At 37.5% G+C, this 21,713-nt stretch carries 25 protein-coding genes; 8 read left to right on the forward strand and 17 right to left on the reverse strand.

Annotation, left to right across the window (positions count from 1 at the left end; all coding sequences use genetic code 11):
• Nucleotides 1-10: 10 nt before the first annotated feature.
• Genes dut through M902_RS06620 form a run of 3 tightly spaced genes read left to right on the forward strand, consistent with a single transcriptional unit; the run spans nt 11 to nt 1,403 of the window.
• The gene (gene dut, locus M902_RS06610; RefSeq protein WP_021266742.1) at nt 11-478 is read left to right on the forward strand and encodes a dUTP diphosphatase; all 468 of its coding nucleotides are present in this window, start codon (nt 11-13) and stop codon (nt 476-478) included.
• 27 nt (nt 479-505) lie between these two features.
• On the forward strand, nt 506-790 hold the full coding sequence (locus M902_RS06615) for a polyhydroxyalkanoic acid system family protein (protein ID WP_021266706.1): 285 nt from the start codon (nt 506-508) through the stop codon (nt 788-790).
• A gap of 40 nt (nt 791-830) precedes the next feature.
• On the forward strand, nt 831-1,403 hold the full coding sequence (locus tag M902_RS06620; protein ID WP_021267011.1) for a 2Fe-2S iron-sulfur cluster-binding protein: 573 nt from the start codon (nt 831-833) through the stop codon (nt 1,401-1,403).
• 22 nt (nt 1,404-1,425) lie between these two features.
• Here M902_RS06620 and M902_RS06625 read toward each other — a convergent pair whose 3' ends face one another.
• From M902_RS06625 to ubiE, 10 genes are all read right to left on the reverse strand, one after another.
• A complete protein-coding gene (locus M902_RS06625) occupies nt 1,426-2,013 on the reverse strand; it encodes a hypothetical protein (RefSeq protein ID WP_156979738.1) in 588 nt (195 codons plus the stop codon).
• Nucleotides 2,014-2,062: 49 nt separating this feature from the next.
• A complete protein-coding gene (locus M902_RS16475) occupies nt 2,063-2,314 on the reverse strand; it encodes a GlsB/YeaQ/YmgE family stress response membrane protein (RefSeq protein WP_021266560.1) in 252 nt (83 codons plus the stop codon).
• A gap of 100 nt (nt 2,315-2,414) precedes the next feature.
• Nucleotides 2,415-3,584 carry a hypothetical protein gene (locus M902_RS06635; RefSeq protein ID WP_021267113.1) on the reverse strand — a complete coding sequence of 390 codons (1,170 nt, stop codon included), beginning with the start codon at nt 3,582-3,584 and terminating at the stop codon, nt 2,415-2,417.
• A 139-nt stretch (nt 3,585-3,723) separates the two neighbouring features.
• A complete protein-coding gene (locus tag M902_RS16480) occupies nt 3,724-3,894 on the reverse strand; it encodes a hypothetical protein (protein WP_021266695.1) in 171 nt (56 codons plus the stop codon).
• 113 nt (nt 3,895-4,007) lie between these two features.
• A complete protein-coding gene (locus tag M902_RS06640; RefSeq protein WP_021266923.1) occupies nt 4,008-4,205 on the reverse strand; it encodes a hypothetical protein in 198 nt (65 codons plus the stop codon).
• Nucleotides 4,206-4,246: 41 nt separating this feature from the next.
• A complete protein-coding gene (locus tag M902_RS06645) occupies nt 4,247-5,215 on the reverse strand; it encodes a hypothetical protein (protein ID WP_040314225.1) in 969 nt (322 codons plus the stop codon).
• Nucleotides 5,203-6,114, reverse strand: coding sequence for a 1,4-dihydroxy-2-naphthoate octaprenyltransferase (menA, locus tag M902_RS06650; RefSeq protein ID WP_021266624.1), 912 nt, complete (start codon nt 6,112-6,114; stop codon nt 5,203-5,205). Before menA ends, M902_RS06645 begins: the two co-directional genes overlap by 13 nt.
• A gap of 4 nt (nt 6,115-6,118) precedes the next feature.
• Nucleotides 6,119-7,840, reverse strand: coding sequence for a 2-succinyl-5-enolpyruvyl-6-hydroxy-3-cyclohexene-1-carboxylic-acid synthase (gene menD, locus M902_RS06655; RefSeq protein ID WP_021266864.1), 1,722 nt, complete (start codon nt 7,838-7,840; stop codon nt 6,119-6,121).
• Complete coding sequence (locus tag M902_RS06660) at nt 7,822-9,195, reverse strand: isochorismate synthase MenF (RefSeq protein WP_021266743.1); 1,374 nt, start codon at nt 9,193-9,195, stop codon at nt 7,822-7,824. The genes menD and M902_RS06660 overlap by 19 nt, the downstream gene beginning before the upstream one ends.
• A complete protein-coding gene (gene ubiE, locus M902_RS06665; RefSeq protein WP_021267126.1) occupies nt 9,196-9,909 on the reverse strand; it encodes a bifunctional demethylmenaquinone methyltransferase/2-methoxy-6-polyprenyl-1,4-benzoquinol methylase UbiE in 714 nt (237 codons plus the stop codon).
• A gap of 108 nt (nt 9,910-10,017) precedes the next feature.
• Between ubiE and M902_RS15830 the strand changes: the two genes are divergently transcribed.
• Nucleotides 10,018-10,998: a polyprenyl synthetase family protein gene (locus tag M902_RS15830; protein WP_021266845.1), complete on the forward strand. Its 981-nt coding sequence runs from the start codon at nt 10,018-10,020 to the stop codon at nt 10,996-10,998.
• 258 nt (nt 10,999-11,256) lie between these two features.
• Here the strand turns inward: M902_RS15830 and M902_RS06675 are convergent, their stop codons facing one another.
• From M902_RS06675 to M902_RS06685, 3 genes are all read right to left on the reverse strand, one after another.
• Nucleotides 11,257-12,408, reverse strand: a complete 1,152-nt coding sequence (locus M902_RS06675; RefSeq protein WP_021266678.1) for an endonuclease/exonuclease/phosphatase family protein — start codon at nt 12,406-12,408, stop codon at nt 11,257-11,259.
• Nucleotides 12,408-13,742: an aminopeptidase P N-terminal domain-containing protein gene (locus tag M902_RS06680; protein WP_021266987.1), complete on the reverse strand. Its 1,335-nt coding sequence runs from the start codon at nt 13,740-13,742 to the stop codon at nt 12,408-12,410. The genes M902_RS06675 and M902_RS06680 overlap by 1 nt, the downstream gene beginning before the upstream one ends.
• Nucleotides 13,743-13,874: 132 nt before the next feature.
• A complete protein-coding gene (locus M902_RS06685) occupies nt 13,875-14,534 on the reverse strand; it encodes a hypothetical protein (protein ID WP_021266838.1) in 660 nt (219 codons plus the stop codon).
• Between the two features lie 263 nt (nt 14,535-14,797).
• On the opposite strand from M902_RS06685, the gene M902_RS16485 reads away from it, so the two are divergent.
• A complete protein-coding gene (locus M902_RS16485; RefSeq protein WP_021267021.1) occupies nt 14,798-15,310 on the forward strand; it encodes a hypothetical protein in 513 nt (170 codons plus the stop codon).
• 7 nt (nt 15,311-15,317) lie between these two features.
• Here M902_RS16485 and lysS read toward each other — a convergent pair whose 3' ends face one another.
• Nucleotides 15,318-16,895 (reverse strand): lysine--tRNA ligase, encoded by a 1,578-nt coding sequence (gene lysS, locus M902_RS06695; protein WP_021266918.1) that lies wholly within the window; start codon nt 16,893-16,895, stop codon nt 15,318-15,320.
• A 115-nt stretch (nt 16,896-17,010) separates the two neighbouring features.
• Between lysS and M902_RS06700 the strand changes: the two genes are divergently transcribed.
• Nucleotides 17,011-17,226 carry a hypothetical protein gene (locus M902_RS06700; RefSeq protein ID WP_021266863.1) on the forward strand — a complete coding sequence of 72 codons (216 nt, stop codon included), beginning with the start codon at nt 17,011-17,013 and terminating at the stop codon, nt 17,224-17,226.
• An 80-nt stretch (nt 17,227-17,306) separates the two neighbouring features.
• Nucleotides 17,307-18,017 (forward strand): hypothetical protein, encoded by a 711-nt coding sequence (locus M902_RS06705; protein WP_021266924.1) that lies wholly within the window; start codon nt 17,307-17,309, stop codon nt 18,015-18,017.
• A gap of 57 nt (nt 18,018-18,074) precedes the next feature.
• Here M902_RS06705 and M902_RS06710 read toward each other — a convergent pair whose 3' ends face one another.
• Both M902_RS06710 and M902_RS06715 read right to left on the reverse strand, forming a co-directional pair.
• Complete coding sequence (locus M902_RS06710) at nt 18,075-18,407, reverse strand: hypothetical protein (protein ID WP_021267118.1); 333 nt, start codon at nt 18,405-18,407, stop codon at nt 18,075-18,077.
• Nucleotides 18,408-18,554: 147 nt separating this feature from the next.
• Nucleotides 18,555-18,764 (reverse strand): hypothetical protein, encoded by a 210-nt coding sequence (locus M902_RS06715; RefSeq protein WP_021267132.1) that lies wholly within the window; start codon nt 18,762-18,764, stop codon nt 18,555-18,557.
• Nucleotides 18,765-18,930: 166 nt separating this feature from the next.
• Here M902_RS06715 and M902_RS06720 point away from each other — a divergent pair, with 166 nt between their 5' ends.
• Nucleotides 18,931-20,454, forward strand: a complete 1,524-nt coding sequence (locus M902_RS06720) for a sodium:alanine symporter family protein (RefSeq protein ID WP_021266586.1) — start codon at nt 18,931-18,933, stop codon at nt 20,452-20,454.
• 43 nt (nt 20,455-20,497) lie between these two features.
• Here the strand turns inward: M902_RS06720 and M902_RS06725 are convergent, their stop codons facing one another.
• Nucleotides 20,498-21,682: an exo-beta-N-acetylmuramidase NamZ domain-containing protein gene (locus M902_RS06725; protein ID WP_021266653.1), complete on the reverse strand. Its 1,185-nt coding sequence runs from the start codon at nt 21,680-21,682 to the stop codon at nt 20,498-20,500.
• Nucleotides 21,683-21,713: the final 31 nt, after the last annotated feature.

The following is a 21,713-nucleotide window of genomic DNA, read 5'->3' on the forward strand; positions in this document are numbered from 1 at the left end:
AATAAGACTTATGATCGATAGAGTAGTTGATTTAAAAGTTAAGAAGCTAGAGCATTACGACTCTAGCTTCGATCTTCCACAATATGAAACAACTGGAGCTGCGGGAGCAGATCTTCGTGCTCATCTTGAGAACAAAGATGGCCTTGTCATCGCTCCAGGTGCTCGTGTTCTTGTTCCAACTGGTTTAAGCTTTGAGATCCCTCATGGGTATGAAGTTCAAATCAGACCTCGTTCGGGACTTTCGTTTAAAACAGACCTTCTTGTTGTTAACTCGCCTGGGACAATCGATTGCGATTATCGCGGCGAAGTTAAAATCATCCTTGGAAATTTTGGTAAAGAAGACTTCATTATTAAGCATGGTGAGCGTGTTGCTCAGATGGTTATGGCACCAGTTTGGCAGGCCAGAATCTCGGCCGTGGATGAATTGACTGATACTGAAAGAGGGGCCGGAGGTTTCGGTTCAACAGGAACAAAGTAACAAAATAATAAAATAAGGATTATTACGATGAGTTTAAAGGTGAACTATAATCAGGCTTCAAATCAAGAAGAGGCCTATAATCTTGGTAAGCAGGCCGTTACACCTGAGTATGTGGCAAAATTCAATGTAAAAGCTGATGTTATAACAGATGATGGTAATTTTTCCATGCAAGCTAAAGGAAAAGGCTTTGAATTGAAGCTAAAGTTTGAAGATTCTTACTGTCTAGTTGATCTTGACCTATCTTTTATGCTAAAGCCTCTTAAAGGAAAAATTTTAGAAACCATTGAGAATAAGATCAAGAAGACCGTTTAATCGAGTTATTCGTTCTCAATAAAATTAATGAAGGCTTAAAATGTTCAAAGTTAATCTTACTCCATCAAATGAGACCATTTACGTTGATGATGAGATGTCTCTACTAGAGCATCTAAAGAAGAATGGAGTTTATGTTAACTCTAGTTGTGGAGGACACGGTACATGTACAGATTGTATTGTGAGAATCACTGCTGGAGGAGATAACCTAAATGAGCCGACGGAAGTTGAGCAAAAACTTTTAGGAAATGTATTTCACATCACTAAAGAGCGTATGTCTTGCCAGACAATCGTTAATGGTGAAGTTACTGTGGATATGTCTGGGCACACAAAAGCAGGTGTTGAGGCCAAGCGTGAAGCTAAGAATAAGAAAGTTGTTAATGAAAAGCTTTCAAAGCTTAAGCAGTCTGGAAACTTCAAAGTAAGAAAGAAAGACGAAGTTGAAAAGGTTATGACTGAGCGCCAAGCAAAGTGGGAAGAAAAGAACTCTAAGAAAGAGGAATGGAAGAACCACTGGGAGCGTGAAGGACGTGACAGTTCAAAAGAAAAGCGCCTAGGTGGTGGACGCCGCCCTAAAACAATTCGTCAAAACTATAAAGAAGACGACAAAGAATAAAAACCAATCAAAAATTGTTAAATTAAAACTCAGATAGCAAGGCCTGAATCTTTTTCAGGTCCGCTTTTCTATTTGAACGATCCACAAAAATATACTTTCCACTATCAAGCTTAGCAAAAAGTTGAAAGTAGCCCTTGTTTTCAAATCCACGCATTGTCGGATCTTGCTTCATCTTTGCCACATTTGGAGAGTCCATGAAGTGGTCGATTGAGAAAGCATCCTTTGCTTCAAGCTTATAAGTCTTTTTATAAACTGGTATGAAGAAAATTCTGTGCTTTAGAATAAGCTTATCACCTTGCTTTGTTATGAATTTCTCATACATATAGAAACTAAGTGTAATAAATGGAATTAGAAATAGTGTGGCCGCAACAGCAATAACGAGTGCCTGGTTGATACTATCTCCAGTGTTATATAGCTTAATCATCGGTCCCTTAACGCCAATAAACATAGCAATGACGACTGTTGCAGCTGCTAGAAGGTAGCCCCAAAAAACCATCGGCAGTCCGTAGGTCTTAAGAGTTAATCCCTCTTCGTTGATAGTGATACGATCTTTTTCTTCTTTTGATACTGGAAATATAAACATTAGGCCCATGTGGCGTATTTTAGTCACAGCTCTACGATTAGTCTACCAGATAATTAGCAGATATTACGCAATATCTTCACAACTTCTGCAAGAGCTGAAGAGTCGCTAAAAAGACGATTGCACCAATGGTGGAGATAACGATACTTCCTATAAGGCCGTAACTTGCAAAGCCTACCAGGTGGAATGTGAAGCTTCCTACGAAGGAGCCCATAATACCCACAATGATATTACCCACAAGGCCAAAGGTTTCTCCGCGGTAGAGACTTCCTGCTAACCAGCCAGAAATGGCACCAATAAATAAAATAATGATAAATTGTTCGATGGCCACGATACACCTCCTAAATTAATTCATTTTAGGAGATGTATCGTATTGATTGTTAGTTAAGATAACTTAAATAAGTAAAACTTTTAAGCTCTAAGTACTGGGCCTAAAGCCAAGTGCTTAGTGAGAAGTTAATTGCGTATCCGTTCGTTTCGTCCGCATTACCATCTGTTGATGTATTTGTTTCTTCTCTGTATTGGCGCTCTACAAGGAAACCACCATTAAGTTGTACTTTTCTTGATAATTTGTATTGTGCACCGATATCTAGCTTATAGATTGTTGTTCGACTTACATTACCGTCGTTGTATCTCGACTGACCGAAACCTGTGGTTGGGTCAGCAGAGTAATCGTCTTTATCGTGAGCTAGGTCGTAAACAAATGAGTACTCAGCATTAATCCCTGCGGCCCACTTGTCATCGATCTTATAAAGGAAACCAACTTGAGCGTTATATGTTTCTTGCTTAAGAGTTGCATAGCGATCATTTGGATGTTTTGAGAAGTAACCAAATAGTCCTTCAGTCCAAAATGCCCAGCTATTATTCTCATATTGGTAGGCAAGTGAGTATCCATGATCTGCTTCTGGGTCAATATCACGCCAGTAAGTGAAAGCACCTACGATGATCTCGTGATTTTGAGTAGGGTTGTAACGTCCCTTATAAGCAAAACCTCTTTGGAAGTTCGTATTGAAAGTTCTTTCAGTGTCATATTGTAGTTCAGATGTCGGATCTCCACCAAGGTATGGAATCGACTGATTATCTCTGTCACGTCTTACTTGTTGGTTTGAACCAAAGAAAGTCACATCGTGAGTTTGACCTTGTCTCCAACCACCGTAACGAAGAGTAAGAAGATACTTTCTTTTGAAGTATCCAGCTCTCATTCCTGAGTATGTTTGAGTAAGATATCCACCGTCCATTAGATTTCTTTCAGTGATACCAAAGTGCATTGTATAGAAAGGAACTTTTCCCTTACCACCAGTAAGCTTCCAATTATTGTTGAAACGATAAGTAAGGAGGGCCTCCTCCATCAGGTCAACAGTTGTCCCTGCTTCTTCAGTTGCATCAATATCAAGTTTGAATTTTGCGCTCCACTGCTCGTGGTTGAAATAAACTTTAATATCAGCAGTTCCGTAACCCATTTCAGCACGAGTGCTGTTGCCACCGATCTTCTCCAGTGTCATCAGGTCTAATACCATGAAGGCACGAACATTAAAGTCGTAGGCTTGGGCCGTAATACTACTAAGTAGTAAAAGTGAAATTAGTAGGGATCTTTTAAACATTGTCTACTCTCTCTTATCAAATAGGCTTATAAATTGGCGAATTAATAAGAGAGATGTATCAATTAAGTGACAAAGTGTAAAAACAGAATTGTGTTAAGTATGAATTACTTACAATATAAATTTGTCTTTAATAGCTTTTTTAAAGCTGATTACAGTCTTCGTAATTCTCGTAATATTGTTCGTGGTCAGGAACAGATGTTTCCTTACAATCTTTTCGCTCTGAAGCGACATCGCGAGTTGTGCTTGAAGAACATGACGTGCTAAATAAAACTAGTGTAGATAGGGTAAGTAGAGAGATAAATTTTTTCATGAAAAACTCCTTTTCCTGCCAGTATTATAACTCGAATTGGGGTAAAAAAAAGGCCTGCAAAATGTGCAGGCCCTCTATTACATGATCGATAGAATCGATTACTAAGATTTAACTTATGATTTCTTATGAGCTTTTTTGCTCTTGCGATCACATGACTTTCCATCGCATTTTTTAGATTCTTTGCAATCTTTTTTCTTTTTAGCGCAACAGCTCTTTTGCGCACGATCACAAGACTTACCAGACTTATCTGATTGAAATGATGAGCAAGAACCCATAATTAGTAGCGCTGTTAGACCTAGTACTTTAAACATAACTTCTCCTTAATATTTGTTAAAATTCTTCAACACAGGGATTAAAGAGGCCTTGCTATTAGCAAACTCTTTTCAGGTTGAAATTCTTTAAATAATTTTAACCCATTTTGGTAGAAATTGAAGGTCGAAAGGCCTGCGGAATTATTTTCTAAAGCGGCCAAATGAATAACAAAGTTAAATAATTGAGGGCACTCAAGTCCACTTGTCACAATAATCTGCCAATTCCTCTTGTCGCGTCTTAGCTGGAAGAATTCAAAAACGCTGATATTAACGCCAAATTTAAGTATTATATGATTAACTTCCTCTGGAATATTCTTTCTAAACTGAAACTCAAAACTCTCATCAAGCGCTAGGGCAATGCGATCACTCCATAGGCTCTGGGCCCATAGTCCGAGATCACTAAATGGTTCTTCAATATACTCTATAGCATCGATTGTCTTAGGTTCAAGATTGTAAAGGATGCTTTCCAAAACTGAACTATCAAGACTACGGTTTCCATCAAGGCGTAGTTTAACACCTTTTGCTGCCAATGAATTTAGGTCTGCAATTACATCATGAGTATTGGAGTTCGTTGAAATTTTATATTTTAAAATATCATGAGAATTGAATTTTAAGTCTAGACCTTTTTGGAATAGTAAATTAATACTCACGCTATTGGCCTGATTAAAATAATCATTGTGACCATTTACCTTTCGGTAGTACTTAATAAGAGCATACTCAAAGGCCAAGATAACATTATTTGGAATATCCTTCTCATTAATTAGAGGAGCTTCAAATAAGGCGCCGTTAGTAAAATCTTTGAGGGGATAGTCGATTTCATACTCGTGTTCGAGTTCTTGATTTTCATAGAAGAAGGCAAATTGAGTGATATAGGAAGTAAAGACTTCTCCTTCAATGTAGACTTCTACTTCAAAATAATCAATCTTCTTATATTCTTTAGCACGGGCCTTAAGTGCTAAGCGCATATTATGAACTTCTTTGTATATAGGTCTAAGGACTAACTTAGCCACATGGCCCCACTATAAATAAGAGTTGAAATGAAAAGATATTTGCCTGTACGAGCAAGACTTTCATTATAGGCCGGCGATGGCCCATTCTTAATAGGATACGTCCATGTTTTTAAAAATACTAAAGTTAAAATGAAAAGAATTATATCCACGGCCACGGCCTGGCCACTACTAAGAATAAGGATAGAATGTCCACATAGGATAACAAAAGCAATGGCAACAAAGATTAAAGGCAGCCAGCTTGAGGTTTTCTTCATAATCATTTTATTAAGTAAAATCCCAAGTGTTAGCTTGCCTGCGGCCTTATCACTTTCGATATCTCGAGCATTATTAATGGCCATAATGGCCGCACTTAGTAGGCCCGGATAGAGGCTAAGAAGGATAATTGAATCATTAATTGTGCCCACCTGAAGATAGTAAGCTCCACATACTGCAATATTGCCAAAGAATACAAGAGCTAGAAGCTCTCCAAGTCCGTAGTGAGATAGTGGGAAAGGGCCACCTGTGTAGGCGTAAGCACCAATGATTGAAGCAAGGCCAACAATAATAATTGGTAGTCCTCCAACATTCATGAGAAAGATTCCAAGTAAGAAGGCCATGGCCAATGTAGCGATGAAAAATTTCTTTACTGTCTGTGGACTTACAAGTCCTGTGCTTGTGACACGCTCTGGGCCTAAGCGCTCTTGTGTATCAACACCTGTTTGGGTGTCGTAGTAATCATTAATTAGATTAGAAGAGATTTGTAAAAGGAGAGTACAAAGCAGTGTTATCGTAAATACGATCCAACTAATATTACCTTGGTCAAAATATGCGGCCGCAGTGGCCATGATAACCGGAGAGGCCCCGGCCGGTAATGTCTTGGGCCTTGCTGCAGTTATAAATCCTTTTACAAGTTGACTCATTATTTTACCTTTTTACTGTTTTTAATTTTTTAAAGAGAGCCAAGTTTGACTCGTTATTAGTGATGGCCTCAATGATATTAACACCCTTACTACTTAAGGCCCCCGCCACAAGTTTATTAAAGTCATTCTTTGTTTCACAACATTGATAAGTGAGACCATCAAATGCTTTGATAATACGATCAAAACGGTCTTTGTGTGGTGTTGTCAGAAGAGGAAGAAATTCTTTTTCCTTTGATATTGGAAGAAGATTAAAAATATCACCTTGGAAATTATTGATAATAATAACGGTTAGGTTTTTTCCGGCATTGGCCGCTTCTTCAAGCATGTAAAGGGAATTTAAGTCGTGTTTAAAAGAGATGTCACCAAGTACAAGAAGTTTTGGCTTATTATTCTCATCACTAAGTCCAACAAGAGTTGCAACAAAACCTTCGATACCACTTACACCGCGATTACTAAAAACATTAACATTTGATCTATAGCTGCTAGAAACAAAATTATCAAAACTGCGAACTATAGTTGAATTACCGACAAGTAGGTCGTAATTATCGTCAATATTTTCAATGATATTCTTAGAAATAAAAGGCTGAGTTAGCTCTTCTTCTTCAATGATGGCCCTTTTCTTCTCGACAAAGTCGTGCCACATCACAGGTGGTGCTTGGTTTAATTCAAGCTTCACAAGTCCATTTAGAAATGAGAGTGGGTCACAAATAATTTTATGTGTATTTGAGAAACCAGGGTCATGATCAAAATCTACATTTGTCACGTGGATAAGTTCACAATTATTTCTTTCTAAGTAATTATAGTAGTGCTTAGAAACTAAACGGCCACCAATATGAATGATGATATCTGGCGGATTCTGCTCATAGACATCTAAGACTTCTGGATGATCAAAATTAGGTGTTAAGTAGTCTTCTAGGCAAAACTGATATTTTAGGCCACTTGTTAGATCAAGATACTTTGGGACTTTGATTTTCATCAGAGCGTCTTGATAGTGTTCAAGATCTTTCTTCCCATCAAGCTTACCAATAACAAGTAGAATATTCTTTGCTTCAACAAGTTTTTGTCCTAGCTCAAACTCCATTTGATAAGTTTGATAAGCGCTTGAGATAACCTTTGCTCCATTTGCATTGAAGCTCTCTAATGCCTTTTCTAAATAATCCTTAGAAATTGACTTTGAAGTGGAGTCCAGAGGCTCTCTAAGAGGTAGGTTAATATGCACCGGTCTTTTATTGATCTTTGCCCTTCCAATGGCCGTTGAAATCAAAGTTCTAAGTCTTGTGGCACTTAATGCTTCATTTGGTGCTTCAAGGCTTAGATTATAGCAAGTGTGATCAGCGATTACACTAAGTTGGTCAATGGTCTGATTCGAGTCCGTTTTTACTAACTCACTTGGCCTATCGGCCGTAAGTATAATGAGTGGAAGCCCCGATTTATTTGCTTCAATAATGGCCGGGGCGAAATTTGCCATGGCCGTACCTGAAGTACAAGTAAGTAGTGGGATTGAGTCCGAAACTTTTGAGCGCCCTAGGGCCCTATAGCTTAGTGCTCTTTCATCGAAGTATGAGAATGTGTCAACTAACTCATGGTAGTGAGCTGCTGCAAGAACTGGAGCATTTCGCATGCCTGGTGCTGTATAAAATTGTGTGATTGAGTTCTTCGCTAACTCATCAACAATAATAGATGCCCAAAGTCTTGAAAGATTTTCTGTTAGTGGAAATTTGTCCATGATTTGGCCTTGATAACTTCAGTGAAGTTCTTCATTTTATTTGTGGTTTCGTTCCACTCTTTTTCGGCCGAAGAATCTTTGACAATTCCACAGCCTGCGTAGATATGAAGGTCTGTTTTATCCACAAGGGCACATCTTAGTCCTACCGCAAATTCAGTTTTGTCTTTGGAGAAATAACCAATTGGAGCAGCGTAGAGTCCTCTTGAGTTTGTTTCAAGTTCACTAATGAGCTCAATCGCTAATGGCTTTGGAAGCCCTGCTACCGCTGGAGTTGGATGCAGGTAAGTGATTAGATCACTACGTTTTGCATTTTCATTTAAGACGCCCTCATACTTAGTATGAATATGCTGAATATACTTAAGCTTTAAGATTTGCTCTTTCTTTGTGATTTCAATATCACTTGCAAGATTAGCAAGAGTGTCTTCAATATAGCTAGAGACATGTCTATGTTCTTCTAGTTCTTTTGTATTTGTTAGAAGTGTTTGCTCAAGAGCATCGTCCTCTTGTTTATTTGCACCTCTTTTTGTCGTCCCCGCAAGACTATCAATAAAGATTTTTCTACCATCAAGTTTAAATAGAGTCTCAGGTGTGACGCTATAGAAGCACTGGTGAGGAGAAAATTGAAATAAGATATTGTAGCTATTATGACTATTATTTTCTTTTAAGGTCTTAAATTGTCCATAAGAAGAAATTGGATTCTTAAAAGAAACCTTAAGCTTTCTTGAAAGGACAATTTTTGAAATCTGAGAACGATTTATCTTAGAAACAGCGGCCTTCACAATTTTGTTCCATTGGTTCTTACTCGTTTCAGAAATACTCTTTGTAATATGGTTATAATCTGTAAGAGTATGCTTTGGATTTGGATCTAGGGTGATCGCTAGCTCGTGTAAAACTTGTTTCTTGTTTTGCTCATCTGCAAAGAATGAGTTTGGTAGAATTACATTGATATCGACTCCTTGAGGAGTTGATTCAATTAAAACCTTTGGTATAAAGTACGAGCAGTCTTCAAGGCCGTGCCATTCGAGGGAGTCTGCTTCTGCTTTAAAGCGCTGTGCTCCACAGATTTTTAAGAATTCATGTGACTCAATAAGGCGTTCAATGTCTTCATAGTGATAAAGAGAGTTGAAGTCACGCCATGAACCAAGGGCCAAGATTTCCGTGTCCTTGTCCTTGTTTAAAAAGTAAAACTTCTTAAAAGTTTGAAAGTGATCAATAATAGATGAAATATTATTAAAGCCAGCTTCAAACTTATAGAGGCTATACTCACTGCCTTTGATTAAATCTTCACTTGAGCAATCAAGCTTAATCAAGGCATTGATGATATCAATTTGAAGGTTATTAGCAGATAATCGCAATTACTTCTCTCCAATGTAAAGAGTGGCAATTCCAAATGTTAGAGTAATAAATCTGACATTCTTAAACCCTGCCTTAGTCATTTCGTCCGCAAATTCCTGTCCATATGGAAAGTCTTCTACAGTTTGATTCAGATATGTGTAGGCATCTTTATGCTTTGAAATTAAATTTCCAACAAATGGTAGTAAGTATCTGAAGTAGAAGAAGTAAATTCCACGAAAGATAAAATTCTTTGGAATTGAAAACTCAAGAACAAAGCTTCTTCCACCTGGACGTATAACTCTGTACATATTCTGTAGAGATTTTTTGAAATCAGGGAAGTTTCTAATACCGAAGCTTACACTTGTGACATCAAATGTTTCATCGGCCGCAGGAATTTCTACTCCATCACCAATTTGCATTTTTGCTTTATGATCTAGCTTCTTTGCGACGATTTTCTTCTTTCCAATTTCAATCATACCTTTCGATAGATCAATTCCTGTAACACTCTCGACATTTTTTGCGCGGGCAAGTGCAATTGTAAGATCCCCCGTTCCACAGGCAAGGTCTAGGCATTGTAGTTTTTCTCTCTTTGGAAGGTTGGCAATAACCACCTTGCGCCAGTAAATATCAATACCAAATGAAAGGATGTGATTTAGTAAATCGTATGTACCAGCGATCTTATCAAAGATCTCAAATGACTTCGTTTTTCTTGTAGCAAGTTCTTTATTGCTCATATTTAATCAGTCCTTCTGCAGTGCAGTGCTTATCAATAGTATTTGCGTTATATTAATCATTTACGGCCCCTTTCGACAAGTGGTATTACTATTAAAACGGAAAAAACTATGAACGAATTTTTTGAAAGCATCCCTCCACAAATTTTAGAGAAAGCGGTCAATATTGACCTTGATATTAAGTCTGAAAACTGCCTTAAATCCATTAAGGAAGTTCTCGCTAAAACTGTTTTATCTGGTGGAAAACGCCTGCGCCCAATGCTGACATTTTTAATGGCAGATTTTTTTAATGCGCGTGAGAAAGAGGATGTGACGATTTGTGCTCGTGCGATTGAAATGGTCCACGCTGCTTCACTTGCTCACGATGATGTTATCGATGGTGCAACGCAAAGGCGTGGAAATCCTTCAATTAATGTTGAGGCATCAAATAAGAAGGCCGTGCTTGCTGGAGACTACCTTCTGGCAGACGTTATCTTAAGTCTCTCAAAAATTGGTTCAATTAAAGTTCTACAAAGTATGTCTCAAGTTATTCAAGACCTTGCCATTGGAGAATGGGTTCAGTCTGATGCTCTTGAGTCTCGTAAATATTCAAAAGAAGTTATTGAAAATATCGCCTTCCACAAAACTGCTTCTGTGATGGGGTGGTGCTGTTGGTCTGGGGCCTACCTTGGTGTTGAAGATGAAGAGTTGGCAGCTAAGGCCGCACGCTTTGGACACTTAATTGGTATTGCTTTCCAGATGATCGATGACACTCTTGATTTTAGTGATGGAGAGAGCTTGAAAGATGCTCATCTCGATCTTGAGCAAAACTTAGTTAACTCTGTTGTCTATGACTATCTTGCGGCCAATCCTCTTAAGATGGAAGCCTATCAGAAAGGTGGCGAGCTAAAGGATATCGTTAATCTCGATGAGATCGCTGGAAGTGTTTTCAATATCAAAAATGAGGCAAAGGCACTAATTGATGAGGCCCGCGATATCCTTCATGAAATCCGCACTGAATTAATTGCACGTGGATTCAATGAAGAGCGCTTAGCTGAAACGATCAGGCCTCTTGAGCTTATTGGTGGGTTTATTCTAAATCGCCAAGTTTAAGATACCTAGCTTTCTAAAGTTTGAACATTATTTTAATACTTAGTTGTGGAGCGTGATATTCTCCCTGAAATTACTTGCGAGGAGATAAATATGAAGAGAGCACTTCTTGCTATAGTATTATCAGTTTCACTTTTTCCTTCAGCGCAGGCCGAACTAAGGGAATATCCATATGAATTTGATTACACTACACTAGGTTCTGAATATCACTTTAGTAATGCCGATTCGACATATGAGGCAGCTAAACTACTTGGCCCATTTTTAAAGTCTAAACGTTGCCCAAATAGGGAAGTGATCACTTGCTTTCTTAAGCTCAATGGCATCGTCGTCAATACAAGTCACACGCTTATCTAATCCTTTAACCATATACTTTGGTAGCTCACTTGGTGGCGTACAAAAGACATTGCCCTTATTAACAAGAGTCTCTGGGTTATAGATTCCAGCATCCATAAGCTTTAGGCCTCTGTAAGCAATATAATCTAGTGTTAGTGGATTACGATTGGCGGCAAAAGTTTGGCGCTCATTTGTTGGCCCTGGATTTTTGAGCCAAGGACTTAGGTGATTAAATAATCTTCTAAGAACAACAGAGCCAGGATTATTCATATAAATTGAAGTGTTGAAATCACCCATGATGATCACTCGATCTTCTTTATGAATTGGTTTTAAGTGAGCATACTTCTTTGGCAGCTTCACATTGAAATTTGTTGCACCAGTTACATACCACTCAAGAAAACGAAGTTGGTCACGGTTTCTTTCATAATTTGGCGTCTGACGATTACCAAAGTGATAACTTGGAACTGTGTGAAGAAGAATAAGATGAACTTCTTTATCTGCGACCTCAATGACGAGGTGAGTGAAGCTCTTATCAAAAAGTTGCATCTCTTTTGGAAGCTTCTTTCCGGCGCCATCTCGAAACTTTGAAAAGTCAGCGGCGGGATTAAACTCCTTCCACTGAAGATCCTTTACGATGATCTCTTCTTTGATTGGATGCTTAGAAGCGAAACCTGTTGAGTACTGACCAGGAAAAAGTCCGTAATTTACTTGGTCGGCATTCTTACGATCTTTAGAGTACTTTCCATTTACTTTCTTTGCTTTATTCCCAGTGTTTGCCTGAGTGAAGCTAAAGGCAAACTCACTTGTATCTTCTTTTAATTGACCTAAGAGCTTTTCGAGATTCTTTCCATTAGGAAGATCGTATTGAATTTCATTTACGCTAATAGAGTCAAAATCAAGTTTCTCTAGAATATTCTTAACACTTGTAAGTTGATCATTTTTCTTACTTAGCTTCGCTGTATCAAGTTCCTTAATATTCCAATGAACGAGATGAATTTCATCATCTCGTCTATCATTAGAGGCACAAGAAACACCTATTAAAATAAAAAGTGTTATTAAAAGAAGATTTGTCGTTTTCATTACAGTAGGAATTCCTTTACGTCTTTTGCACAAGCTTCTTCAACTTCTTCAACTGTTTTTGGAATCATGTGAGATAGGTTCTCGTATCCATCATCAGTGATAAGAATATTATCTTCGATACGAATTCCAATTCCTTTTAATTCTTCTGGAATATTTGAGAATTCATTATTGAAGTAAAGTCCTGGCTCAATCGTAAAGATACAACCTTTTGTGAAAGTCATTGGATCTTTTGTCCCTTCAATTAAGTATGGGTTTTGATCGTGAACATCAAGACCTAGCCAGTGACCTGTTCCGTGAGGGAAGTACTTTCTGTGATTTGCTTGTTCAATATTTGAACTAACACTTCCTTCAAGAACCTTAAGGTCAATTAGACCTTGAGTTAGGATTTCACTAACTTTATTATGAAGCATTGTTGCGTTATTACCCGGTTTTGATAATTCAATGGCCGCAAGTTGTGATTCAAGAACGATATTATAAACTTCCTTTTGAATCCCTGTGTACTTTCCACTAACTGGGAAAGTTCTTGTGATATCTGTTGCATAACCATTTAGCTCACTTCCTGCATCGATAAGAAGAAGGTCTCCATCATTTAGAACTTCATCGTTTTTGATATAGTGTAAGCAATTTGCGTTATTTCCACCTGCGATAATATTATCGTATGCACTTCCTTGACTAGGCCCTTTCATAAAAAGGTAAGTCATAAGTGCATTTACTTCTTGTTCTGTCGCTCCTGGGCGAGCAAGTGCCATGGCCGCACGGTGAGCACGATCTGTAACGATCATTGCTTCTCTCATTGTGGCGATTTCTGTTTCATCTTTAATAAAACGCATCTTTTCGATTAAGTGGCCGACATTTTTAAATGTATCTGGTGGAAGCTCTTGTTGCGCTCTTTTCTTGTGAAATAAAGAACTAGCAATTCTTCTTGCCTTATCCGCAATATCAGTGCGCTCACTTAGGTGAACGTATAGATTCTTATGGCCAGGAAGAAGCTCTTCTAGTTTCTTATCAAGCTCTTCAATCGAGTGGCCTTCATCAGTGCCCAGAAGTTCACTTGCTTTTATTGGCCCAAGTCTTTTTCCTGCCCACATTTCTGCAATTTCATCTTTTGGGCGAACAAAGATAATCTGTTTTTCAACACCATTTTTTTTCGAAAGGATAAGAGCACTATCGGCTTCATTTAAACCTGTTAAATAACGAAAATTTGAGTTTTGACGAAATGGGAACTCAGTGTCATTGCTCTTATGAGCGTATGTAGCGGAAGCAATAATTGCAATTCCGTCATCCATCATTTCTAGTAGCTTTTTACGGCGGTTTATATAGACATTATTTGTCATTGAATACCTCACTTTATATGAAGTTATCCTATCAAAATATGCCCAAAACGCAAAGAGGGCGCCCTGGAAAAGGCGCCCCCTTCATACAACCAAAATCTAATGGAGTATTAGATTTATTGAAAAACATTTAGATTAGTATCTTCTTATGCAAGTGTCACGACGGTGGCTATACCTTGCATCCATTGCGCAATCACTTGTTGCTTTTTGACATGCACGACTTTCTGCTTCATATGCTGTGCTCGCTGTTGCACTTGAAGTGTATGTTTGAACAACACGGCCTGAGATTGTTCCATTTGTGATTCTATCAATAGTGCAAAATCTTGTTACAGTTGGGTTTGGTCTTGGTGGCCTAGAGCCTCCACGAACCTTTTCACAAGAGAACTTCCATGGATTTTGCTTTGTGTATCTTGCATCAAAACACTTATCATCTGCTTTTCGACAAGCTTTGTACTCGTCATTAGCTTGAGCCGTAAATGTATTAACAATTCTTCCATTTTGTGTGTTAACTAGATTAAATGAACATACTTCTTTTCTTTGGTATGGTGGTGGTACAGGCCTTCTTGAAGTAACTGTACATGTTGCACGAGCTACAACGCGGTCATATGACCTTCTATCCTGTTCGCGTGTACATTGCCTGATCGCTTGGCGACAAGCAGCTTCAAAGTTGTAATCATACGATGAGAATTTATCAATTGAGCGTCCATTTCTGGCAACCATATCAACATGACAAGTCTCGGCCATGGCCATTGCAGATGTAACTATTAAAGCAGCAGCAACTAAAATTTTTTTCATAAATAAAACCCCTCTCGTTTCTTTTATTTTGTTAAGTTAGTTTTATGTACAAAGAATAAAAGTGACAATTTCAATAATTTAGTGAGACAGAATATAGGCCGAATGTAAGAAATTCTAAGACTTTTCACAAAAAATGACATTTAAAATTGATATATTTTACAAAAATACATTGGTTTTGGGCCCCTAATGTCACTATTTTGCCGATTATGATCAATATTTAAAATTTATTCACACTTGTTTTTTGTCCCGCCGATCACTTCTCTATGGAAATGAGCTTCTTTGATCGAGTCAAAATTCACGCCTTAAGCAATGAGTATGTAAACTTAAAAACTGTGGGCCAACAAGTCTACTGCAATGATCAGTTAATTTGTAGTCCAACGGATTGGGACCGAAAACTTTTGCGCCATTCCTATGCTCTTTATGGGGTCATCAAAAGGGAAGTGATGAAAATTCGCTTTCACTTGGCCGGTGATGTAATTTTAGAATCAAAAATGATTAAAGGAAATTCGCAAAGTGTTTCTGATTATAAGACGATCATGAACGAAATGCTGGAGCTTGAATCCCAAGCACGTAAGAGTGGCCTAGAGATAATTAAGGCCGAGATTGGCCACACTCATTTAAGCCCATGTTATATCGATAGAAATAAGTTTAAACTGTGCTTATTGTCTAAGAGTGATCTTGAGGTTGCGCGACGTTTGAAACAATTTAGGGATTATCCCATTGAAATAAAGGCCATCGCAAAGGATGGCCTAGTATTTAAAAAAATCTTTAAGTAAGTATTGATTACTTTAAAAGTTTAATCACACGCTCTTTACCAATTGTACGGATAAATCCTGCAAGCTTTGGTCCTTTTTCACGTGAAATTAGTTTTTGATAAATTGGTGCAAAAATATCTGCAGGCTTAAGTTCTAGCTCGTGCATAATTTCATACATCTTATCATTGAACTCTTTATCATCTGCAATTGAGTCCCACTCAGACTCACAAAGAGCAACTAACTTATCAAGGTATGTGCGAACATTTTGCTCAAGAGGCATATCAACAGCTTCCTTATTGATAGCAAATTTAAATTCTTCTGGAGCATTTTCTTGTAACCAATAAAGAGCACAAGCACTTCTTTCTCTAAAGCGTCTTTCGTCTCTATTATTTTTTATTTGATCAGCATAGAACACGCGAGCAGCTTCAATGTCACCATCATTAATTTGAAGAACATTACAAAGATGTCTAAATGATGGTTGGAATGGACATTCAGCTGGATGATCTCCAATTTGAGAAAGTTCAATTACCCTTTTTGCCATCGCAACTTTCTTTTCGTTTCCTTGCTCAAGCCCATAGGCCAGACGTTCTTGACGATCGTAATCTTCATAAGTTTTAAGAACATCAAGGTCAAATGAAATTGCAAAGTCCACATTTGTTTTATATGAGGCAAAAATCCATCGAACCATTTCAGGTTCATATATTTTAAGGATATCATTTACTGTAACAAGATTACCTTTCGAAGAGCTCATTTTTCCACCAAGCCCTTTTATCGAAACAAAATCATATTGAAGGTAGATAGGTGCTTCCCAATCAAAGATTTTTACAATGTCTTTTGCTGTTGAAAAAGAGCCACCTTGAGAAGAGTGATCCTTTCCACCTGGTTCAAAATCAACTTTTTCAAATGCCCATCGCATTGGCCAATCAACACGCCATGGAAGCTTTGCAAGACTTGTCGTATTAATATCGATTTCACCTTCATAGTCATGTTCATTATGCTTGTAACGTAACTTGCTTTCTCCGTCCCATGAAAGAATTGTCGTTTTATCGGTTTTATACTTTTCGCAGTAAACAGATACTGGATAGTAGTCATCACCGTATGGTTCTTTTCTGTATTGGTTTAGGATATCACGAATCTCAAATCTCTTATTAAGAGCAAGCTTAATCTGTTCCTTGTAATCACCGGCGCGATACTTCTTTGCCTGATAGATCGGCTCAACGTCTACACCAACTTTTCTAAGTTGTTCTTCGAAGTTGTGCTCGTGGTGAGCAGCATAGCTATCATGTTCTCCAAATGGGTCTGGCGTATCAACAATTGGTTGAAATAGGTACTGAGCTAATTCCTCTTGTTTAGGAAGGTTTGCTGGAATCTTTCTAAACGTGTCGTAATCATCCCAAGAAAAGATAAAGCGAACATTCTTGCCTCGAGCACGTAGTCCACGTGCTACTAAGTCTGTTGTTATTACCTCTCTAAAGTTTCCAAAGTGAACAACACCGGATGGTGTAATTCCGCTGGCGACAACGTAGTCGTTTTTGTCACCATGTTGGCGGATAATGCGATCTGCCGTCATATCGGCCCAGTGAACAAGATTTAATTTTTGTGTCATATGATACCTACTTCTTTAACTATATAAATCTAAATTGCTCTCACTATAACAAAATAATTTCACGTAGTTAAGATTTTTAATGATATTTTGGTCACTTTTATGCTAGATTTTAACTATGTTTGCAGCATTAATTAAGGCCGCCATTTTCTATTTTATCTTTATTCAGATAAGAAAACTTCTACGAAATTCTGGGGTGCTTTCTGGTTCAAAGCCTTCGGCCCAAAGAAAGCATCACGATGTCCATTCTACTTATAGTCAACAAGATGAACAGCAATCAGTAAATTCAAACGATAAAGACATAATCGAAGCAGATTACAGGGTTATTGATTAGTCTGTTGTAAGAAATTATCAGAACTCAACTTCTTTTTATTCGTTAGAATAGTAACATGTTTATTTCTATTGGAGCTTTTCATGCTTAAAAAAATCAGAATAGGTTTACTGTGGCCTATCATAATTGCTCTTACTTTTTCTTCTTGTGATGATTATGGTGAAGGTGAAGATAGTGATCGTGGTATTATTCGCGCTGGCCAGGCCTTAGAGATTAAAAATACGCTATTATCTGATGTTAGCTTAACTCGACTAACTAAAATGTGTGAAGGCCTAGAAGAGCATCATGATAATATTTTAAGAAGTCGCTTCTCGGAAGATTTTATCTTTTCTCGACGCCAAAAAGTTTATGGTGATCCAACAATAAGAGATATTTCTAATATAGGTGTCTATATTGAAGTTCCTAACGATTATCAATCGACCCCAGTCTTTAAGGGAACAAGAGGAGTCGTTAAGAATTTTATCACTCAAATTCCTACTGAAAACAATCTCTACATGGAATCTTTGTGTGACTATACATTAAACAATGTTGGGCCAGCTCCAAAGGTTCAAGAATTAGTTGGTTCTCGTTACTATGTCTACAATGTTGTCTCTGATGATCGCTTCGATGTTGGAATCTATACTAAGCATAATGATTCAAAGTACTATTTATATCGATCATACCAATATCGCTTTGATATTAATAAGGCCTCTCGCTATTACGGCATGGCCATCGAGCAGAGTGAGATCTTTATTAGTGACCACTCCGGTAAAGATTATAAATTAATCTTTCAAAAATTTCTTAGAGCTGATTAAATAAAAAAGACCGAGTTTACCTCGGTCTTTTTTTTCATATTCATTGGGGGGAGGGGGTTATCTCATCTCGATTAGATCTTGATGGATATATTCAATTTCTTCTTCTAATGCTTTTAAGTAGTCTGGTGAAATTTCATTTGCGTAATCATTTAAATGTGTAAGCTCATTGGCCATATCATTTAACTCTAGAGCATATTCTTGATCTGCAATATCTTTAATATTTGCATATTCCAAAATGGCCACGTTAAGCCTTTTAGTCATCTCTTTTAGCCTTTGGTTCTGCTTTAGCATTTGAGAGATATCATTAATTGATCTCTCATCATCTCCACTTAATGGGATTGCTGCAAGCGCCTGAGTTGAAATGAATAGTGCAAGAAGTAGTGCTTTCATATTTTGATTTTAGCACTTTCAATAATGACATTCTTTAATTGATGTAAGGCTTACAAGGGTGTATTGGTGATAGACAGTTTTTCTAGTTTCGCAGATTCCTGTAAGTGTTTTTCACATCTTAACAGGAAATCTGCTTAGTTTTAAAGCTTATAGCCCTAGGCGAGCATTCACTTCTTTTTCGTCTGCTTGACCAGCTTCAATTGAATTTTTAATGACCATTAGGGCCTGTTGACTTAGAAATCTCTTATCTGCTGTTGCTACAGAAAGATCGATATGTTTTTGCTTATCAATTGTTGAATACTTCACAAGTGGTTTTACGATTTCAATCGCTTCATCAAGCGTTGGTAATTTACTCACTTTTTACTCCTTTTAAATCTTTAATAGAAATAAGAATACACGATTTTGATAGGCCCGAAAATAAAAAAAGGTGACAAGATCAATAAAGTTTCTATAAAATTTACTGGAAGACAATAAACACACATAGAAATTTTGAAAGAGTAAAACTAAAACAAAGGATTGTTTAATGATTAAAATCGCAATGTCACGAGCGATGATGGGATTTATTTTTTCTATTATCGGAATAAGTACTTATGCTCAGAATTATGGCCAAACGGAAATGGACCTACAAGAGCGAATTAACAATTTCTTTGGCATTATTAACGGAAAGTACTATCCATTTTTATTCTGGGAAATTCCATTTATCAAAATGCCCCTAATATTATTTGTGATGGTTCTCGGTGGACTCTTTTTTACGATTCGTATGGGCTTTATTAATGTTCGTCTATTTAAACACGCTATAGATGTTATTCGAGGTAAATATGATAATCCGGAAGATGAGGGTGATATTAGTCACTTTCAGGCACTAACTTCGGCACTTTCTGCTACCGTTGGGCTTGGAAATATTGCTGGTGTGGCCTTAGCTATTGGTAAGGGTGGACCAGGGGTTGTTCTTTGGCTATGGATTATCGCATTCTTTGGAATGTCGATGAAATTTGCATCATCAACATTTGGTCAAATGTTTAAGCAGAAAACTTCTAATGGTGACATGCTGGGGGGACCAATGGTTTATCTCACTCAGATGTTTAAAATGACAAAAGTTGCTTGGATTGGAAAGTATCTTGGAATCTTTTATGCAATTATGACTATTGGTGCCTCATTTGGTGGAGGGAATCTTTTCCAAGCAAATCAAACCTTTAAGATTATCGCCGATCAACATCCTGACTCATCCCCTTGGGTTGTTGGGATTGTTCTTGCGTTTTTGGCCGGGATTGTTTTAGTAGGTGGTATTAAGAAAATTGGTAATGTGACTTCAAAATTAGTACCGATAATGTGTGCTTTCTATGTATTTACATGTCTTGCAATTATTTTTTCTAATTATCAAAATATTCCACAGATGTTTTCATTAATTTTTAGAGAGGCCATGACACCTGATGCGGCCTTTGGTGGTGCCTTTGCAGTAATGCTCGTTGGTATTCAAAGAGCATCATTCTCAAATGAAGCCGGGCTAGGCTCTGCGGCCATTGCTCACTCGGCCGCTAAAACAAGTGAGCCTGTTAGAGAAGGTGTTGTTGCAATGATAGGTCCAGTTATTGATACACATATTGTTTGTACGATTACTGCTCTTACTCTTCTTATAACTGGTGCTTATGAAAACCCTGATGTTGCTGGCAAGGGTGTTGAGATGACAGCTTATGCTTTTTCAACACTGGGGGATTGGGCCCCGTATTGTCTACTGATGGCAATTTGTGTCTTTGCGTACTCAACTGTTATTTCTTGGTCTTATTATGGCGAAAGAGCAACTTTATTTCTATTTGAAAAATCAATTGGATTTAAAAGTGTAAAGATGTACCGTCTTTGTTATGTCTTCATTATTATTATAGGGCCAGTTCTTAAGATTGGTCATGTTCTAGACTTTGCAGACTTAATGCTACTTTCAATTGCTTTCCCTAATATTATTGGGATGATTTGTTTTTCTAATCTACTTAAAGCAAAAGTGAATGACTATTTAGCACGTTTTAATTCAGGACAAATGAAAACTTATAACTAGAAATAAAAAGGCCCGACTATTATATTTGTGTCGGGCCTTTGTTTTACTTGTATATTTTAATTGATTCGATTTCTTTAAGGTATTGAGCATGGCCTTTTATCTCAAATTCTCGTAGTTCATTCATACTTCCTAGACGCTCGACCCAGTCTCTTACAAATTCACTTCCATTAATAAGATCAATTGCAAGTTTGCCGAATGCGTACTCATAGTCCTTTGCGTCCCATTCGAACTTACCACCTAAGGCACGTTTAAATTCTCGACAAAGGTATTGAGAGACTTGCCAGGAATTAAACTCTTTCTCATTTGTGACGTGAATATGAACACCTCCGCAAGCACTTCCTGCATGCTTATTGAAGGTTGGCATGAAGTTAACTGGACGTAAAATGAAGCTTCCATTATCAATCTCATTAAGCGTTTCTTTTAAAGAATCAACAAATGAGTAGGCTTCAATTGATGGATGTCCTACAACTTCAAGAGAGCGAGTTGTTCCTCGGCCCTCACTTAAATTAGTTCCTTCATAAAGAACAGTTCCACAAAATGTTAGAGACCCCTCAGGTGTAGGAAGATTTGGTGATGGATTAACCCAAGAAAGCTGAGTATCTTTCCATTGCATTGATCTACTTAGGCCTTGAACTTCAATTACTTCAAGTTCAACATCTATTCCTAACTGCTTCTTTGCAAATTTTGCGTATTCTCCCATAGAAAGACCGTGGCGCTGAGGAATTTCAAGTGCACCAACAAATGACTTAAATTCAGTCTCTAGAATATTTCCTTCAATCTTATCTAAGCCTACTGGATTTGGTCGATCGAGTATAACAACTTTTATACCTTCTTTTGCACACTCTTCTAAAAGATAAGTAACCGTTGTGATGTATGTATAGACACGAGTTCCAACATCTTGAAGATCAACAACAAAAGTATCGATACCCGCAAGCATTTCTTTAGTAGGCTTTCTTGTTTCACTATATAGTGAGTAAACAGGAACTTTAAAGAATGGGTGAGTGTAGTGTTGTGTCTCTACCATATTGTCTTGCACATCACTTACAAAGCCATGTTGTGGCCCAAATAATTTCTTGAATCGATCTCCAAAAATTTCCTTGAATATAATGGGGGCAACTTTGAATTTCGAATCAATACTCGCACTGTGACATAGTAGTGCGATATTTCCTGTTATTTTATTTTGTAAAGTTGCGTCATCTCTAAGACGCTCTAGTCCAATTTTTATCATAATATATTTCCTTATTTGTCATATTTTATGG

The organism is Bacteriovorax sp. BAL6_X, assembly GCF_000443995.1.
Classification (GTDB): Bacteria; Bdellovibrionota; Bacteriovoracia; order Bacteriovoracales; family Bacteriovoracaceae; genus Halobacteriovorax_A.

Excerpts from the sequence above, each read along its gene's own strand:
- dut (WP_021266742.1), top strand. The coding sequence starts at position 11 with ATGATCGATAGAGTAGTTGATTTAAAAGTTAAGAAGCTAGAGCATTAC.
- M902_RS06615 (WP_021266706.1), top strand. The coding sequence starts at position 506 with ATGAGTTTAAAGGTGAACTATAATCAGGCTTCAAATCAAGAAGAGGCC.
- M902_RS06620 (WP_021267011.1), top strand. The coding sequence starts at position 831 with ATGTTCAAAGTTAATCTTACTCCATCAAATGAGACCATTTACGTTGAT.
- M902_RS06635 (WP_021267113.1), bottom strand. The coding sequence starts at position 3,584 with ATGTTTAAAAGATCCCTACTAATTTCACTTTTACTACTTAGTAGTATT.
- M902_RS16480 (WP_021266695.1), bottom strand. The coding sequence starts at position 3,894 with ATGAAAAAATTTATCTCTCTACTTACCCTATCTACACTAGTTTTATTT.
- M902_RS06640 (WP_021266923.1), bottom strand. The coding sequence starts at position 4,205 with ATGTTTAAAGTACTAGGTCTAACAGCGCTACTAATTATGGGTTCTTGC.
- menA (WP_021266624.1), bottom strand. The coding sequence starts at position 6,114 with ATGAGTCAACTTGTAAAAGGATTTATAACTGCAGCAAGGCCCAAGACA.
- menD (WP_021266864.1), bottom strand. The coding sequence starts at position 7,840 with ATGGACAAATTTCCACTAACAGAAAATCTTTCAAGACTTTGGGCATCT.
- ubiE (WP_021267126.1), bottom strand. The coding sequence starts at position 9,909 with ATGAGCAATAAAGAACTTGCTACAAGAAAAACGAAGTCATTTGAGATC.
- M902_RS15830 (WP_021266845.1), top strand. The coding sequence starts at position 10,018 with ATGAACGAATTTTTTGAAAGCATCCCTCCACAAATTTTAGAGAAAGCG.
- M902_RS06675 (WP_021266678.1), bottom strand. The coding sequence starts at position 12,408 with ATGAAAACGACAAATCTTCTTTTAATAACACTTTTTATTTTAATAGGT.
- M902_RS06680 (WP_021266987.1), bottom strand. The coding sequence starts at position 13,742 with ATGACAAATAATGTCTATATAAACCGCCGTAAAAAGCTACTAGAAATG.
- M902_RS06685 (WP_021266838.1), bottom strand. The coding sequence starts at position 14,534 with ATGAAAAAAATTTTAGTTGCTGCTGCTTTAATAGTTACATCTGCAATG.
- M902_RS16485 (WP_021267021.1), top strand. The coding sequence starts at position 14,798 with ATGGAAATGAGCTTCTTTGATCGAGTCAAAATTCACGCCTTAAGCAAT.
- lysS (WP_021266918.1), bottom strand. The coding sequence starts at position 16,895 with ATGACACAAAAATTAAATCTTGTTCACTGGGCCGATATGACGGCAGAT.
- M902_RS06700 (WP_021266863.1), top strand. The coding sequence starts at position 17,011 with ATGTTTGCAGCATTAATTAAGGCCGCCATTTTCTATTTTATCTTTATT.
- M902_RS06705 (WP_021266924.1), top strand. The coding sequence starts at position 17,307 with ATGCTTAAAAAAATCAGAATAGGTTTACTGTGGCCTATCATAATTGCT.
- M902_RS06710 (WP_021267118.1), bottom strand. The coding sequence starts at position 18,407 with ATGAAAGCACTACTTCTTGCACTATTCATTTCAACTCAGGCGCTTGCA.
- M902_RS06720 (WP_021266586.1), top strand. The coding sequence starts at position 18,931 with ATGATTAAAATCGCAATGTCACGAGCGATGATGGGATTTATTTTTTCT.
- M902_RS06725 (WP_021266653.1), bottom strand. The coding sequence starts at position 21,682 with ATGATAAAAATTGGACTAGAGCGTCTTAGAGATGACGCAACTTTACAA.